Annotated in this window: 13 protein-coding genes; 4 read left to right on the top strand and 9 right to left on the bottom strand. The window is 37.6% G+C overall.

All coding sequences use genetic code 11. The annotated features are described in order from the left end of the window. Positions 1-21 precede the first annotated feature (21 nt). Entirely contained in the window at positions 22-1,965 is a 1,944-nt protein-coding gene (gene cooS, locus SALPA_RS19845) for an anaerobic carbon-monoxide dehydrogenase catalytic subunit (RefSeq protein ID WP_145097955.1), read from the bottom strand. Positions 1,966-2,933: 968 nt separating this feature from the next. On the opposite strand from cooS, the gene SALPA_RS19840 reads away from it, so the two are divergent. Together SALPA_RS19840 and SALPA_RS19835 are read left to right on the top strand one after the other, a co-directional pair. Next, positions 2,934-4,598 carry a DUF3365 domain-containing protein gene (locus SALPA_RS19840; RefSeq protein WP_145097952.1) on the top strand — a complete coding sequence of 555 codons (1,665 nt, stop codon included), beginning with the start codon at positions 2,934-2,936 and terminating at the stop codon, positions 4,596-4,598. Positions 4,599-4,641: 43 nt separating this feature from the next. Further along, positions 4,642-5,331, top strand: coding sequence for a response regulator transcription factor (locus tag SALPA_RS19835; protein ID WP_145097949.1), 690 nt, complete (start codon positions 4,642-4,644; stop codon positions 5,329-5,331). Positions 5,332-5,518: 187 nt separating this feature from the next. On the opposite strand, the gene SALPA_RS19830 is transcribed toward SALPA_RS19835, so the two are convergent. From SALPA_RS19830 to SALPA_RS19800, 7 genes are all read right to left on the bottom strand, one after another. Continuing rightward, a complete protein-coding gene (locus SALPA_RS19830) occupies positions 5,519-6,526 on the bottom strand; it encodes an agmatinase family protein (RefSeq protein WP_145097946.1) in 1,008 nt (335 codons plus the stop codon). 42 nt (positions 6,527-6,568) lie between these two features. Further along, positions 6,569-7,036, bottom strand: a complete 468-nt coding sequence (locus tag SALPA_RS19825) for an L-2-amino-thiazoline-4-carboxylic acid hydrolase (RefSeq protein WP_145097943.1) — start codon at positions 7,034-7,036, stop codon at positions 6,569-6,571. A 45-nt stretch (positions 7,037-7,081) separates the two neighbouring features. Next, entirely contained in the window at positions 7,082-7,795 is a 714-nt protein-coding gene (locus tag SALPA_RS19820; RefSeq protein WP_145097940.1) for an ABC transporter ATP-binding protein, read from the bottom strand. Between the two features lie 13 nt (positions 7,796-7,808). After that, on the bottom strand, positions 7,809-8,588 hold the full coding sequence (locus SALPA_RS19815; RefSeq protein ID WP_145097937.1) for an ABC transporter ATP-binding protein: 780 nt from the start codon (positions 8,586-8,588) through the stop codon (positions 7,809-7,811). Then, positions 8,572-9,564: a branched-chain amino acid ABC transporter permease gene (locus SALPA_RS19810; protein ID WP_145097935.1), complete on the bottom strand. Its 993-nt coding sequence runs from the start codon at positions 9,562-9,564 to the stop codon at positions 8,572-8,574. The genes SALPA_RS19815 and SALPA_RS19810 overlap by 17 nt, the downstream gene beginning before the upstream one ends. A 64-nt stretch (positions 9,565-9,628) precedes the next feature. Beyond that, on the bottom strand, positions 9,629-10,507 hold the full coding sequence (locus SALPA_RS19805; RefSeq protein ID WP_145097932.1) for a branched-chain amino acid ABC transporter permease: 879 nt from the start codon (positions 10,505-10,507) through the stop codon (positions 9,629-9,631). A gap of 19 nt (positions 10,508-10,526) precedes the next feature. Then, on the bottom strand, positions 10,527-11,651 hold the full coding sequence (locus SALPA_RS19800) for an ABC transporter substrate-binding protein (RefSeq protein ID WP_145097929.1): 1,125 nt from the start codon (positions 11,649-11,651) through the stop codon (positions 10,527-10,529). Between the two features lie 340 nt (positions 11,652-11,991). Between SALPA_RS19800 and SALPA_RS19795 the strand changes: the two genes are divergently transcribed. Together SALPA_RS19795 and SALPA_RS19790 are read left to right on the top strand one after the other, a co-directional pair. After that, positions 11,992-12,762, top strand: coding sequence for an IclR family transcriptional regulator (locus SALPA_RS19795; RefSeq protein WP_145097926.1), 771 nt, complete (start codon positions 11,992-11,994; stop codon positions 12,760-12,762). A gap of 11 nt (positions 12,763-12,773) precedes the next feature. Continuing rightward, on the top strand, positions 12,774-14,018 hold the full coding sequence (locus tag SALPA_RS19790; RefSeq protein ID WP_145097923.1) for a Zn-dependent hydrolase: 1,245 nt from the start codon (positions 12,774-12,776) through the stop codon (positions 14,016-14,018). Positions 14,019-14,343: 325 nt separating this feature from the next. Here SALPA_RS19790 and SALPA_RS19785 read toward each other — a convergent pair whose 3' ends face one another. Continuing rightward, positions 14,344-15,585, bottom strand: coding sequence for an MFS transporter (locus SALPA_RS19785; RefSeq protein ID WP_145097920.1), 1,242 nt, complete (start codon positions 15,583-15,585; stop codon positions 14,344-14,346). Positions 15,586-15,616: the final 31 nt, after the last annotated feature.

Genomic DNA, 15,616 nt, shown 5'->3' with positions numbered 1-15,616 from the left:
TAATATAGTCCGAAACAGTGATTAGTTAGCTGCTTTGGCATCACGGGCTTTTTTACGCATAACATTTTTCCAATTACGTTCTTTGAGAATGTCGATCATTCTAGCCGAAGCTTTATGGGGATCTGGTTCCCAAAAGAAAAATCCACCAAATACATCTTCCGCAATTTTGGTAACAACATCATCAACAAGTTGGCTGCCGACAGTAGGACCGTTAACACCAACATGCATAGGATTACCGCAGCAAACATTCCACGAACCAATAGCAACAGCCTTTTCAGACATAGCTTCCGGAGCACTGACTGCATAAGGAAGTTCGGCAAGATCTAAGCCCATTTCTGCTGCTAACAGATTAGCAAAAAGCTGCATGCGGCTATAATCAACGCAAGAGCCCATATGGAACATCAAAGGCAGATCTTCAGTTAAACCTGATACTGCATTCAGGCGAGCAAAAAATTTCTTCAGACCCTCACCAGCATATTTCTGTACAGCTTCGCCATTCATCATCCCGGACAGAGCGTGAGCCTGGGCAGAGCAGCCGCCGGCGAGCAACAATACATCATTTTCAGCTAATTCTTGAGCGATGATGGTGTGGTTGTAGTTATGGGTAACTTTTCGGTTATTACACCCAATAAGAGCAGCAACGCCTTTAATTTCACCAGCTTCGATAGCATCTGCGATAACCCGCAACGGATGTTCCGGGTTAACTTTCTTGAAGATATTGAGCATAGCCTCAAGACTGAAGCCTGCAACAACTTTATTTGTAACATTAGGAATGTTAACTATCGCTTGATCACGTTGTTTATACGCGTCAATTGCCAAGCGAATGATTTCTTTCGCACTATCCATGGCATGAGCTTCATCAAACCCATAATGGTAAGATCCAGGAATTTTCATGATTGGCGAAGTGGTAACAATCTTAGTCTGGAAACATTCAGCTACTGAACGTAAGCTTGGCATAATACACTGAACATCAACAACCATAGCATCCATAGCGCCTGTCAAAACTGCTAATTCTTGGGTAGCAAAGTTAGTGGCAATAGCAACACCTTCACGCATAAGAACTTCGTTACCGGTACAGCAGATACCAACAAGGTTGATGCCTGCTGCGCCGGCAGCTTTAGCTTCTTCCTGCATTTCTTTGGCAGCTTTAACAACCATTTGCGAAAGCAACGGATTATGGCCATGAACGGCAATATTCACTTTATCAGCTTTGATAGCACCCAGATTAGCTTCCGTTACTACAGGTACGCCAGTACCAAAAAGAATATCAGATAAATCAGTAGCAAGATGTGATCCATCAAGGTCACATAGTGCAGCCTTCAGACCACCAAAGGTAATATTAATTGGGTCACTATCATTACCAACATGGGTTTGATGCAGTAATTTTGCCAGACTAAGATTGATACCAGTAGGCATAATCGTTGTTTTACGCCAAATAGTAAGAGTGTTCTCAGGGATATACGATTTCAGCCAGGTAACTTCTTCATTTTCATCAATGCGCCTATATTCATCCAGTGCAGCATTAGCAACCTCTTTAGCAATAGCATTTATTTCACGGCCTTCGGTTTCAACACCGATATTTTTAGCCACATACATAAGCTTGTTAGTATCAGCAATTTGATAATCTTTGAAATGACCTTCGGCCGTATGCAAAAGAGCTTCAGAAATTTCGCGGCCATGATCGGAGTGAGCGGCAGCACCGCCAGCAATATAACGAACCGTGTTACGGGCAACGATAGTGTAATCACGTGCACCACAGATACCTTTGTTGCCGCCTGGTTTCTTCGGCAGTATACGGCAAGGGCCTTGCAGACAAATACGGCAGCAAATACCGGTATTACCGAAAGTACAACGTGGTTCTTGCGCTTTCGCTCTATCAAAAGTAGTTAGAAATCCTAGCTCTTTCGCTCTATCCAGCATGGGATGAGCCGCTATATCAATCGTATATTTTTCAAATTCGGACATTTTCTTTACCCCCATATATTCCATCATTGGATATCAATTATCAACTATCTATTAGCTAATCCATTTTACATTACGTATCTATCCAGTGCCTTTGTTAGCACTTAACTAGTTTTTTCACAATAACCATAATCCAATTGAGATCACAGGTCACTTTCTAAAGGGTACTAATCGATCACCAAGGCATACCACATATGTTGAGATACTGGCTCCGACTGTCAGTACCTCAACATGTGCTGCAATAACTTCTGAATACATTACAACGGTTATATGGCAAGGTACTGCCGGCTCCACGGCAGTACCTTGCTAAACATGATGTTGTTGCCAAAATTGCTGAAAATGGTACACCCCTGCATACTGAGTCACTATCGGCTCCTAACGATAGTAACTTAGCATACTTATGACCAAATCAAAGAAACGCAGTTGGCGGTTTTCTCATTCGGGAGAGTTATTATCCTCATATTAACTCTGATGTGTTAATAGGCAACTGAAAACCATTAACACTGGGTAAAAATTTTTTGAACCCTGGTGAACATAGGAATGGACAAATCGACGTGATGTGCAAAAATCCTTGAGTTTATACCCCCTTTAGAGATTACTCTCATATACTCAATACCCGGGATAGTAAGCATATTTAAGTTAGTTAAATTATACACAAACTTTATTTCATTAAACTTTCCCTAAGCGTAACAGATGCAAAACAAAATATAAAAGTTAGGTATTATTTCCCTTAACCAATCATTACTCAATCTTACATTTAGCTAAACAGAAGATAGGAAGGGCAGCTGGTCATTGACTATTGACTCAGCCTCTGCTAAGATATGGGCATCATAGTTACGTACAGGTATTGTCAATATTGATAGAATTGGTTGCTGGCCTGAAACCAAACTTACCTATTCTGTTTAGTTAGCTTTTTCGGGCAATTCCGGAAAAGCTTTATTTATTAGGTACATATCCAAAGGTGGCAAAAAATGCTGAACCGAACGCGCCTTAACACCCAAATTATGATATTTCTAACTACAACTATTACTATATTAATGTTACTTTATCTGGCCTGGGATAGTTATGTCCAACGCCAGCAAGCGTTAGAGGATTTACATAAAAGCACTGCGGTACTGGCTAACTCCTTACTTTATACCCGGACTTTCATCGCCCAAAAGCAGGAGTTAATCAACAAAGACCAAAATGGTGCCCTGCATTTTAAAAATCTTAATCCATCTGTTGCTATTCGGGGCATATCTGAATTGTTTAACGGTACAATGGGATATACTTTCAAGCAAACTAACTTAACTGTACGAAATCCCCAAAACTCGCCAGATAAATTTGAAGTTGAAATGCTAAAAAAACTGTCAGGTGATAGAAACCTTGATGAAGAATGGGCTGTTGATACACTGAACGAGAAAAAAGTCTTTCGTTACATGCGCCCTTTATACTATGACAGTAGCTGTTTAGCCTGCCATGGTGAACCCGCGGGGCAACCAGACATCGCCGGTTTCCCTAAAGAAGGCTTGAAAATAGGAGATTTCGCCGGAGCAATAAGTATTGTAGCGCCAATGGAACAAATGGAAGCTAATTACCAAAAGATGCTTACCGGCCGCTTGCTGGCCATGTTTGCACTTTGGCTGACTCTGACTTCTATAACCTACCTTCTTATCCGAAAAAATTTCGTTAAACCCCTCGAATACATGACAGCGCTAGTACAAAAAATTGGTCAGGGCGATCTAGAGGTTCGTGACCCGCGAGTAATAGGAAACTTCGAAATCCAAACTCTGTATGATAACTTTCAATCTATGGCTATGAACCTTAAAGAACTGCACGATAATCTAGAAAACAAAGTTAGTGAGCGAACAAACGAATTAGCTTCAGCATACCAAGTCCTGCAAGCACATCAACAACAATTACAAGATATTAATAGAAAATTGGCCGAAGTGAGCGAAGTTAAATCCGAGTTTATTGCTACTATGAGTCATGAACTGCAAACGCCGCTTACAGCGATGATTGCCTATGCTGAAATCATCCTGGAATACGGAACAGAAAAACAAGAAGTAACAGAATATGTATACGACATCTATCAAAGTGCCCACCATCTACTGGATTTAATTAGAGATATATTGGATTTGTCAAAAGTGGCGAAAGGAAAATTGCTTCTTCATCCTGTTGTCTTCGATATAACTGAAATTACTGCAGTATTGGAACGAATTTTCCAACCGCTAACCAGCAGAGCCGGTTTGACTCTTACTACTGAAATATCTAATGAACTCCCAGTAATTCAAGCTGATAAAAATAAAGTAAAGCAAATCATAATGAATTTATTATCCAACGCCGTAAAGTTTACACCAGCTGGTGGAAGTATTCATTTAAAAGTTAGTTATCTGGACGATGAGGAGAAGCTATTGGTATCTGTAAAGGATACTGGAAAGGGACTGTCCAAAGACGATCTTGCATTTATCTTCGATAAATTTTTCCAAGTCGATTCCGGAACAACCAAGGAATATGGAGGAACAGGCTTAGGCTTGGCAATCACTAAACATCTGATCGAACTTCATGGTGGAATCATTGGGGTAGAAAGTACACTTGGAAAGGGAAGCACTTTCTACTTTACCTTACCGATACAACAAATCCCAACTGAAGCTTAATTTATCTTTAAATTACTGATATATCAAAAAAGGGGCGATTCTGGTGCCTACAATTTTGGTTATAGATGACGAACCAAAAATCTTGAGAATTATTGAACATTGTCTAACGCGAGAAGGCTATGAAGTTACCACTGCCCTTGATGGTCAGCAAGCCATTGAGCAATTTCAACGCCAGGACTATGACTTAATTATCCTTGATCTTGCGCTGCCTAAAGTGGATGGTTTCCAGGTATGTCGGACCATTCGCGAAACCTCTTCTATACCAATCATCATCCTCTCTGTTAGAAATCAAGAGGTAGATAAAATTCTAGGATTCAATTTGGGCGTTGATGACTATTTAACAAAACCATTTAGCCCAATCGAACTGTGCCTAAGAGTAAAAGCTATCCTTCGGCGTACTAAAGAGGAAAACCATTCGTCAAGTATTGACGGCTCGAGCTACAGTCATAATGGATTAACTATCAATCCTACATCCCGGGAAGTATACTTGGATGATCATCCTATTGAACTAACCGCTAAAGAATTCGATATCTTATGGTTTATGGTAAAACACCCCAACAAAGTATTTACGCGAAAACAATTGCTATACCAAATATGGCAGAATGATTACGTAGGAAACGAAGATACTGTTACAGTTTTAATAAGCCGATTACGGGAAAAAATCAAACGAACAGATTCTCAGTTTTCTTTTATTCAAACCCTCCGGGGAGTAGGCTATAAGTTTGTAATTTAGAATTAACTGTATCCCCTCATAATAAAAACTCCCCTTAAAGGAGACAGTTTTTATTATTTCAACTGTTCCTTTAAGGGGAGCATATCACTTGCAAATAAATCCTTCCTGGCAAATGCCTGGAAGGATTTATTTTACTGAGCAGGCAACAGATCCGAACTTGCGCCCTACAGCTTGGAAATTTGATAAATCAATAATTAGAACAATTATTTAATTTTTGATTTTTCTCTAAACGATTTCTGGCTACACCATTCATAAAATACAAGGCTAAACAGGTACCAGTATGGGCTGAAACATGTGCACCGGAAGTTTCCGGATAAATTTCTACAAAATCAAAGGAACATGCACCGGCATAGGCGCACTCATTCACCATCATAGCCAATTCAAATGAAGTTAAGCCGCAGGGATCTATCGGTCCTTGTGGATTGAAAGCTCCATCCAATACATCGGAACATACCGTTACATATAAGACATCGGTATCCTTCTGAGCAATTGACAAGGCTTTTTTTATGGAAGCCATATAACCAGTTTCCTTTATCTCTTTGGCAGTAATCACCGCTGCGCCATATTTACGAGCTTCCTTACGTTCTTGTGGATGATTTCTTGCTCCCCGAATACCGATATGAACGATTTTAGTCGGATCCATATTTTCATCCTGATACAATCGATTAAATGGTGAACACCTAGAATATAAATCATCACCAAATGCCGGATAATTATCTAAATGAGCATCAAAATGAATTACACCGACTCTTTTTTTATGCTTTTTTGCCAGGGTCTGGATAAGAGGATAGGCTATCGAATGATCTCCTCCAAACACAATTGGAATTTGTCCGCCTTCGATAATATCCGCATATTTTTCTCGTATCGAGTTAAAAGTTAATTCATAATTTCCATTCTGTACTACCGTATCACCATAATCACAGCCAGTTAAACTATCAAACGTATCAATATCATAATCTGGTAAATAGCCGGTATATCTTGATGATACGGACCGAATTGTTTTAGGTGCTATTACGCAAGAAGAATATCCTCCATAAGTGCATCCACCTTCCCAGGGAACACCTAAAATAGCGAAATCATAATTTTTTAAATCCTCTTTACTTTTTGCCACCGGCAGCCCTAAAAAAGATGGAACGCCACTGTAAATTTCTCTTGGCTTACCATTAGGATCATAAATTACAGGTCTTGTTTCCATATTCCTCACCCTTCTGACCTTAATCAAATAATTGCATTTCCTTTATTTCATCTTGAAACAAAATGTGCATCTTTTATCATCGTACATGATTTTTTCATGCTGACACTCTAAATTTTTATTATATCCGTAAGCAATAGCTGGATCGATATTGTTACAATAAATTCTCCCATATTTCTCCTCACCAGCTTCCATCCATGTTTCTGCAAATATACATTTTGTAAATTCCTGGCAGACACAATCCGGTTTGAATTCATTGGTATATCCGAAAAGTTCACTTCTTTCCATATCATAATTATCCAAATAATTTTCTAATGTATTTTGTTTGCCGCGGGATGCAGCGCGACAAGCAATATCTTTTCCTCTCATCACACCGAATTCCTTTACAGAATCCGCCAAAACATCCAATCCCTTTTGACCAAATTCTTTCTCTAAATTTTTAGCAGTAATAGAAAACATCTGAGCAAATAAAACAAACATTGATACAGGATCTTTCATTTTTTGATCTTCCATAATTACATCTCCCCCATCTAATTTTTGCACTTCCAATAAATAAGCTTATTGGCCCAGATAAGATTTTCTGATAAAATCATCATTTTTCATTTCTTTTGAATTACCACTATAGACTATTTGCCCTGTTTCCATGATATACGTACGATTAGAAGCCCATAACGCCATTTGCGCATTTTGCTCTACAAGTAAAATAGTCATTTTATTTTCTTTATTTAATTTTTTTATTGTCCTAAATATATTTTCCGTAATTAACGGGGAAAGTCCCATTGACGGCTCATCTAACAGCAGCAGCTTTGGTCTCGACATCAACGCTCTGCCAATCGCTAACATTTGCTGCTCACCACCGGACAACGTACCTGCAAGCTGTTTTTGCCTTTCTGCCAGCCTGGGAAATAATTCATATATAAAAGTAAAGTCCTTAGCAATTTCTGCTTTATCCTTTCTTAAATAAGCCCCTAATTGCAAATTTTCCAAAACACTTAAATTGGAAAATACACCTCTACCTTCCTGTACTTGTGATATTCCCATGGCCACAATTTCATGTGCCGGGTTATTTGTTATATCTTGATCTTGGAAGAATACATTGCCGCCACTTTTAGAAACGATGCTGGATATCGCATGAAGGGTTGTCGTTTTTCCGGCTCCATTAGCGCCAATAATCGCAACAACTTCCCCATGCTCAACAGAAAAAGATATTCCCTTCAATGCTGGAATAACCCCATATTTAACTTGTAAATTTTTTATCTCTAACAGTGCCATACTTATTCACTTCCTATTCATCATCAGGAATACCCTTACCTAAATATGCTTCTATCACTTGTTGATTGTTTTGTATCTCCGCTGGTAGACCTTCTGCTATTTTTACACCATGGTCCAATACGACAACTCGATCAGAAATCCCCATAACGAATTTCATATCATGTTCAATTAGCAGCACATGTTTCTTCAGATCCTTGGTAATATAATGAATCACTTGTGCTAATTCATCTTTCTCCATGCTATTCATCCCGGCACCAGGTTCATCAAGTAGCAGAAAATCTGCTTCTGTAGCTAAAGCTCTTCCTATCTCAAGCAGGCGCTGTTTACCATAAGGAAGATTGCATGCCAATTCATCTATCTGATCTTGCAACTTAAGAGTTTCAAGAATCGATTCACATACAGCTACTACATTTCTACGTTTCGCCTTTAATTTTTCTCCCCCAACAATTGACTCGAAAATACCCTCATCTTTACAATCTGGACTAGCAATTAAAAGATTTTCTAATGTAGTCATATCATTAAATAGTCTTATATTTTGAAACGTTCTCGAGATACCTTTTCTGACTAACTGATATGGTTTAAGCCCGGTAATATTTTCACCATGATAAAAAATTTGTCCGGATGTTGGTTTATAAACACCAGTCAAAATATTAAAAAGAGTAGTTTTTCCTGCGCCATTGGGACCTATCAAAGATAAGATTTCTCCATCGTTTTGCGTTATATTTACATTATCAACCGCAGTTAAGCCGCCAAACTGCATTGTAATATTAACTGTTTTAAGTATCTGATCCATGATCAGTACCTCCTGCATTGATTTTATAAATATTTTTTCTTCTTTTACTTGCCCCCCAAAAGCCTTCCGGCTTATAAATCATCATGAATACCATCAGCGCACCAAAAATCAGCATACGATAGTCACTCAAGAATCGTAGCATCTCAGGTAATATAGTTAATATAGTCGCTCCCAGTATCGATCCAACGATACTTCCTAATCCGCCTAATACAACCATGGTAAGAATCGTCATCGATGTATTATAAACAAAAGCTGTTGGACTTACATAACTAAGATAGGAAGCATAAAAACACCCAACGATACCGGCAAAAACCGACGATATAACAAATGCCAGCAGTTTATATTTTCGAGGTTGTATACCTATGGCTTCAGCAGCAATTTCATCATTTTTTACTGTTTGCATGGCCATACCTACACCCGAATTAATCAACTTAACCATGAAGAAAATTGTAAAAACCGTTAAAATCAAAGCCAAATAGTAGAATGCAGTACGTCCATTTAACGTAAATCCTACTATTTCAGGAGCCGGGATACCAGGCAGTCCTGCCGGTCCACGTGTAACCTCTTTCCAATTTACAAATACCAAACGTACGATTTCGCCAAATCCTAAAGTTACAATGGCTAAATAATCGCCACGCAATCGTAAAGCCGGAATTCCCAAAAGAAACCCGAAGATACCTGTCACTAAAGCACTCCCTACTAGTGCTATAAAAAAATTGACATGAAAAAATAACATTAACATGGCGCCTGTATATGCCCCAATTCCATAAAAAGCTGCATGCCCTAATACTAACTGGCCGGCATAACCTGTAACTAAATTTAGGCTCAAGGCTAATATAATGTAAATACAAACTGTAATACAGATATGCAAAAAATAAGAGTTGGTAACAATAAACGGCAGCATCAATAATATTACAGCCCCTAATAATGATACAATCTTTTTATTCTTTAAAATAAATTGCTGCACTTTATCCATTGTAGCCTCCATTCTGCCCCGTCAAGCGGCATAAATACAATCAAAGCCAAAAAAAAATTATTCATTATACTTTATCGATTTCTTTTTTACCTAAAATACCAGCGGGACGAAAGATTAATACAATGATTAAAATAGCAAACGCAAATGCATCTCTATACCCGGTGGAAATGTAGGATGCCCCAAGAGTTTCGACAATGCCCATTACAAAACCACCAAGCATTGCACCTGGTATACTGCCAATTCCGCCAAGAACAGCAGCAGCGAAGGCCTTCAATCCATAAGAATATCCTATTAACGGATATACCGCATCATAATAGATCCCAACTAACATACCGGCTATACAAGCTAAAGCGGAGCCAATTCCAAAGGTAAAGGAGATAATTCGATCTGTATTAATTCCCATCAATTTTGCGGATTTAATACTATGTGATGTTGCCCGCATAGCAACACCGATTTTTGATTTATTTACGATAAAATACAGGCCTATCATCAACAAAATAGATAAAACAATAACCCCAATTTGTATATTAGATAAAATCACCTTGTTAAATTCGTATGTGGTGATTGTAATACCGCTTATACCGCTGAAAGCATGGGTACCGGTTCCCCATAAAACCATTGCCAAATTCTCTAAAAAAATGGATACTCCTAATGCACTGATCATAACCGCAAGACTATCTGCCACACGAATAGGACGATACGCAACACGTTCCATAAAGATCCCCATAACCGCGGTTGCTATAGCTGCTACGGGGAATGCCACCATATATGGCATTCCCAATACCTGCATGCAGAACAATCCTAAAAATGAACCCATCATAAATACATCGCCATGGGCGAAATTTACTATTTTCAGTATTCCATAAACCATAGTATAGCCAAGGGCAATCAATGCATAACTCCCACCAACAGTAATTCCATTTATCAATTGTTGAAAAAACATGTAGAGCTCCCCTCTAATACTATTTTTCAGCTATAGTAAATTTCCCATCTTGTATGACTAAGCGTAATGGTTGTTTAATAACATCTCCATTTTCATCAAAACTATTGCTGCCGGTTGCTCCTTTTAAATCCTTGATAGTTGCCATATAATCCCGAATTGCTTTGCGATCAATACCAGCTTTTTTGATAGAATCAATGATTACCAAGGTAGCATCATATCCATACGCAGCATAGGTGCTTGGCGTACTATTATAAGCTTCTTTATATTTACTAACAAAATTTTGGGCTACAGGATCCTGACTTGCGTCCGAAAAATAACCTGTCAGCTTAACACCATTTACTGCAGCTCCACCTAATTTAATCAAAGCATCAGAATAAATTGCATCAACACCCATAATTTGCATTTTACTTAAACCATAATTATTTTTCTGTTTTGCAATCAAAGCTGTTTCATTGTATAAACCACCAACAATAATAACATCTGCATTGCTATTGGCAATCTTGGTTAAAACAGTGCTAAAATCGGTTGCTCCCACTTCATAAGCTTCTTTGGCTACAATATTAGTATTTAAATCACCGGCAGCTTTGGAAACTACCTCTGCTAATCCTGCACCATAATCTGTATTTTCATATACGACAGCAATATTTTTATAACCTAAATCTTTTACTGCCCAATTCATCAATGAGCTTCCTTGAACTGCATCTGTCGTAATTACACGAAAAGTATAATCACCAGCTTTGCTGACTGCAGCTGCACTTGAACCAGGTGATACGTGAACTACCCCAACTTGGTTATAGATTGGCGCAGCAGCCAGGGTGCAAGAACTGTTAAAATGACCAACAATGGCAGAAATATCTTTATCTTGCGCTAATTTATTAGCAACTGTTGCCGCCTCCGATGGATCTCCTTTATCATCTTCCACTACTAATTCAATCTTTTTACCATTAATTCCACCCTCATCATTAATTAACTTAGTGGCCAATTTTACACCATTCTTAATTGCTTCGCCGTCTTGTGCACTAGCGCCGGTTAATGGAATTGCAACACCTATTTTAATCGAATCGGATTTTGAAGAGCTACAGCCAAATAAAAACAGGGAACCAATCATTAAACATGCTGACAATACTATTAAAATTTTTTTCACAGTAACATTTCCTCCACTAATTTTTTCCTGTATCCATTGTTATAACTAGTATTCGCTAGGATTTAAATAATCACCCCCGACCATTTATTTGACGACAATGTAGTTTTTTTGTTTGCAATATCGTTTGACAAGTTTGTTATACCATGCTACATTATATTTGTCAATAACTATTTTACTTCTTTACCGCGGCAAACGGTAGCGCTCTTGAGAATCCCTGTAGAAAAAGCGAATTCCTTTTCTACAGCCGAACAATAGACTTTTAGAAATAATTGTGTATTTTTTACATTATTCAAGTTATAATCTGTGTAATATTCGCTTTATTCTTTTGGGGAGGTATTTTATGTTAAACCAGTCTATAAAAATAATTCAGTCGGTTCAACGGTCCATAGATATATTAAATTGTTTCAATGATACTTCACATCATTTATCTTTAAATGATATAAGTCAACGGGTAAAATTAAATATCAATACGACACGTGGTCTTATTAATACATTAGCAGTCAATGGATTATTAATACATGACAAAATAAATAATTTATATAGCTTAGGATTTTATTTTATTGGCAAAGCCAATATTATACAAAAACAAGTAGAAAGTTATATCACCTCTGCCAAATCTTACGTAAATAATATTGCCGAAAAATATCATGTTACTGCAAGTTTACAACTAGTCAATCAACATCAAATTTATTCTATATACTGCGCTTATCCAAGCAATACAGCCTATACAATTATTTTATCTGAATATACAGCCTTACCCTTATATGCTACATCTTCGGGAAAACTCCTTATACTCTACAACCTTTACGACAATAATAAATTGTCTATAAAAAACTTCGAATTCAAAAAATATACACCTTATACGATTATGTCTGAAGAGGCTTTAATAAAAAATCTTGACGAAATACGCAAAAACAAATATGCTTCTGAAATTGAAGAATTTGAACTTGGTGTCAGTAGTATGGCCGTACCTATATTGAATCAAAGCAATCAATTAATCGCAACAGTTAGTACAACCCTTTTTGTAAATAACCTTATAAATATTAAAGATAGTTTACTTGCGGATCTTACAGAAATTGCAAATGAAATATCAAATAATTTTTTAAAATAAGGGAGGTTAGAATGAGCATTGATTTAGCGCAACTTCGGCAATCTTTTGAAAAATTAAAAGTTATTGGTCAAAATGAAGCAGGCGGGATTACCCGGTTGTCTTTTTCTCCTGAATTTAGGCAGGCACAGGTATTGATTAAATCCTATATGGAAACGGCCGGTATGAACGTTGAAATCGATTCGATTGGCAATTTAATTGGAACCTATGCCGGACGCGACCAATCTCTGCTTGCTGTTGTCAGCGGTTCACATCTTGATACTGTGCCGAATGGCGGAGCTTTTGATGGAGCATTGGGTATAATTGCTGCTGTAGAGTGTGTACGTAGTTGGCATAAGCAGAACTGGCGTCCATTAAGAACCGTAAAGGTGATTGCCTTTATCGAAGAGGAAGGAACACGGTTTGGAACAGTTTGTTTTGGCAGTCGGGCAATGCTTGGTGAATTTAGCGGGAAAAATCCCGAAAGTTTTGTCGCTGCTTCCGGTCATTCGCTTTTAGGCTTTCTCAAAGAGATGGGATTAGGAGAAAAGCCATTTAGTAAGGACTCCTTTTTTCAGAACGGTTTTTGCTTTATTGAACTTCATGTGGAACAAGGAGGAAAACTTGAACAAGAGGGTATTGCTGTCGGCGTAGTGTCCGCTATTGTCGGTATCAACCGGATTGTCATGAACATACGTGGAAAAGCCAATCATGCAGGCACGACTTCCATGGAGCTTCGTCAGGATGCTTTAGTTGCAGCTGCTTCTCTCATATCTTATATATATAACCAGGCTTTGGCAGCAAAGGGAAATTATGTTGCTACTATTGGCAAACTGGATGTTTGGCCTAATGCTGAAAACGTGGTTCCGGGAGAGGTTAAGCTGACTATTGAAATTCGGTCCGAAGATGTCGCCAGGCTTGAGAGAGTTCGAAAAGAAATCATAGAGAAATTGAAAGAACTTCAGAGGGACTATAAGGTAAATGTGGATATCATAAAAGAAAATCAAGTACCACCTATCCCTATGGATGATAAAGTGATACAGTCTATTTGCAATATAGGGAAAAAGCTAAGAATAACCTGCAAAAAAATGCCCAGTTGGGCAGGGCATGACGCAATGATATTTGCCCAGCATATACCTACAGGTATGATTTTTGTGCCTAGTATCGGCGGTATTAGCCATTCTCCTGCAGAGGAGTCCGATTGGGACGCTATAGAAAAGGCTGCACAGATATTGGAAGGTACCCTAAAGGAGTTAGCTTCCAACATGGAAGGCTTGTGATACTGAAATGAGCTTTTACATATCATACCAGTGGTTGCTCAGTTTGAGTCTTTTCTGGACTGCTCAGCCTGATAACGCTTTATACACGCTCGACTAGCAAAACGCTATACTTGAATCAGCAGAACAAGAAGCAGCCACTATTATGGACGACTTTATAACTCGAACAAAAAGGATTGCACACGAAAAAAGACAGGCTAAATAAGTCTGTCTTTTAGAATTTTTAATACTTATAATATTCTCAAAACTATCCAGTACCGTCAAGATTATTTCGCAAATTTGTTTGATTGTAACTAATCTTAGAGCTTAAAGTTAGTGGCAAAACTTTTTAGGAAATGACTTTTCTTATCCTTTTATATATAAACAAAGGAATCATAAGCATAATTATTATAGCACCACAAGCTACAAAACCTACTCTTGCATTAAAATGTTCTGCAAACAATCCAGCATAAAGATTTCCAAAAGGTGTGGTTCCAGAAAAGACTAAAGTATATATACTCATAACTCTGCCACGGTATTCATTACTTGAATTAAGCTGCAATGTTGAATTTGCACTAGAAGTAAATGCAATAAAAAAGAATCCAGTAATTGACAGAAGTATTCCAGTTACTAAATACGCATTAGTGTAACCAGTAATAATTAATGCAATACCTACAATTAAAGGCACAATATAAATAACAAACTTTTGAGGTCCTGATTTACTTAAAGTAGCTATGAACATTGCACCCAAAAATGATCCCAATCCCAGAAAAGACATTAGGATACCAAAGCCTGCTTCATTTTGCTTCAGTATTTCCTTTGCAAAAACAGGAACAAGCACATTGAAATTCGGCGCAAATGTACCTATTATAGCCAGGACTACTACAGTATATAAAAGACTATCCTTATGATAAATGTATCTAAGTCCATCTTTGATTTCTTCTAATACATTGGTATTATTTTTAGGTTTCCTTTCTACTGGCTTTATCTTAATAAAAAATAAACTTATTAGAACTGCTGCAAAGCTAATAGCATTTATAAAAAAGCAAACTGCAATACCAGCATACCCCATTACTAGTCCTGCAATTGCAGGGCCTATAATTCTTGCTAAATTAAAAGCCATAGAATTTAATGCAATTCCATTCATTAAATCTTCCTCACCCACAAGCTCTATGACCATTGACTGACGTGATGGCATATCAATGGTATTAACAATTCCAAGGGCTGTCGCCATAACTAGAATGTGCCAATATTGTATTTTCCCTGTCCATACTAATATTGCAAGTATTAAAGTAATTATAAGTGAAGCTGATTGAGTAACTATTAAAATCTTCTTTTTTGAAGATTTATCTATAATAACCCCTGCAAATAATGACAATAGTAGCATTGGTGTAAATTGAAGTATTCCAATTAAACTTAATAGAAATGGTGAATTAGTTAAAGTGTATGCTAGCCATGGTTGAGCTATATTTTGCATCCAGGTACCTATTAAAGAAACACACATGCCTATCCAATAATATCTGAAATTTTTATGTTTTAAAGATATAAACGGATTATTGAATTTATTTTTAGCCCCATTTGTAATATTCACATAATTCTCTCTTCCACTTTTATTAATTTCG

This window comes from Sporomusa sp. KB1, from assembly GCF_007830295.1.
Taxonomy (GTDB): domain Bacteria; phylum Bacillota; class Negativicutes; order Sporomusales; family Sporomusaceae; genus Sporomusa.
The sequence above is the reverse complement of the archived record's forward strand: the minus strand, read 5'-3'. Positions and strand labels throughout refer to the sequence as shown.

Coding starts and splice junctions, on each gene's coding strand:
- SALPA_RS19805 (WP_145097932.1), bottom strand. CDS start 10,507: ATGTTTTTTCAACAATTGATAAATGGAATTACTGTTGGTGGGAGTTAT.
- SALPA_RS19790 (WP_145097923.1), top strand. CDS start 12,774: ATGAGCATTGATTTAGCGCAACTTCGGCAATCTTTTGAAAAATTAAAA.
- SALPA_RS19820 (WP_145097940.1), bottom strand. CDS start 7,795: ATGGCACTGTTAGAGATAAAAAATTTACAAGTTAAATATGGGGTTATT.
- cooS (WP_145097955.1), bottom strand. CDS start 1,965: ATGTCCGAATTTGAAAAATATACGATTGATATAGCGGCTCATCCCATG.
- SALPA_RS19840 (WP_145097952.1), top strand. CDS start 2,934: ATGCTGAACCGAACGCGCCTTAACACCCAAATTATGATATTTCTAACT.
- SALPA_RS19810 (WP_145097935.1), bottom strand. CDS start 9,564: ATGGATAAAGTGCAGCAATTTATTTTAAAGAATAAAAAGATTGTATCA.
- SALPA_RS19795 (WP_145097926.1), top strand. CDS start 11,992: ATGTTAAACCAGTCTATAAAAATAATTCAGTCGGTTCAACGGTCCATA.
- SALPA_RS19830 (WP_145097946.1), bottom strand. CDS start 6,526: ATGGAAACAAGACCTGTAATTTATGATCCTAATGGTAAGCCAAGAGAA.
- SALPA_RS19815 (WP_145097937.1), bottom strand. CDS start 8,588: ATGGATCAGATACTTAAAACAGTTAATATTACAATGCAGTTTGGCGGC.
- SALPA_RS19825 (WP_145097943.1), bottom strand. CDS start 7,036: ATGGAAGATCAAAAAATGAAAGATCCTGTATCAATGTTTGTTTTATTT.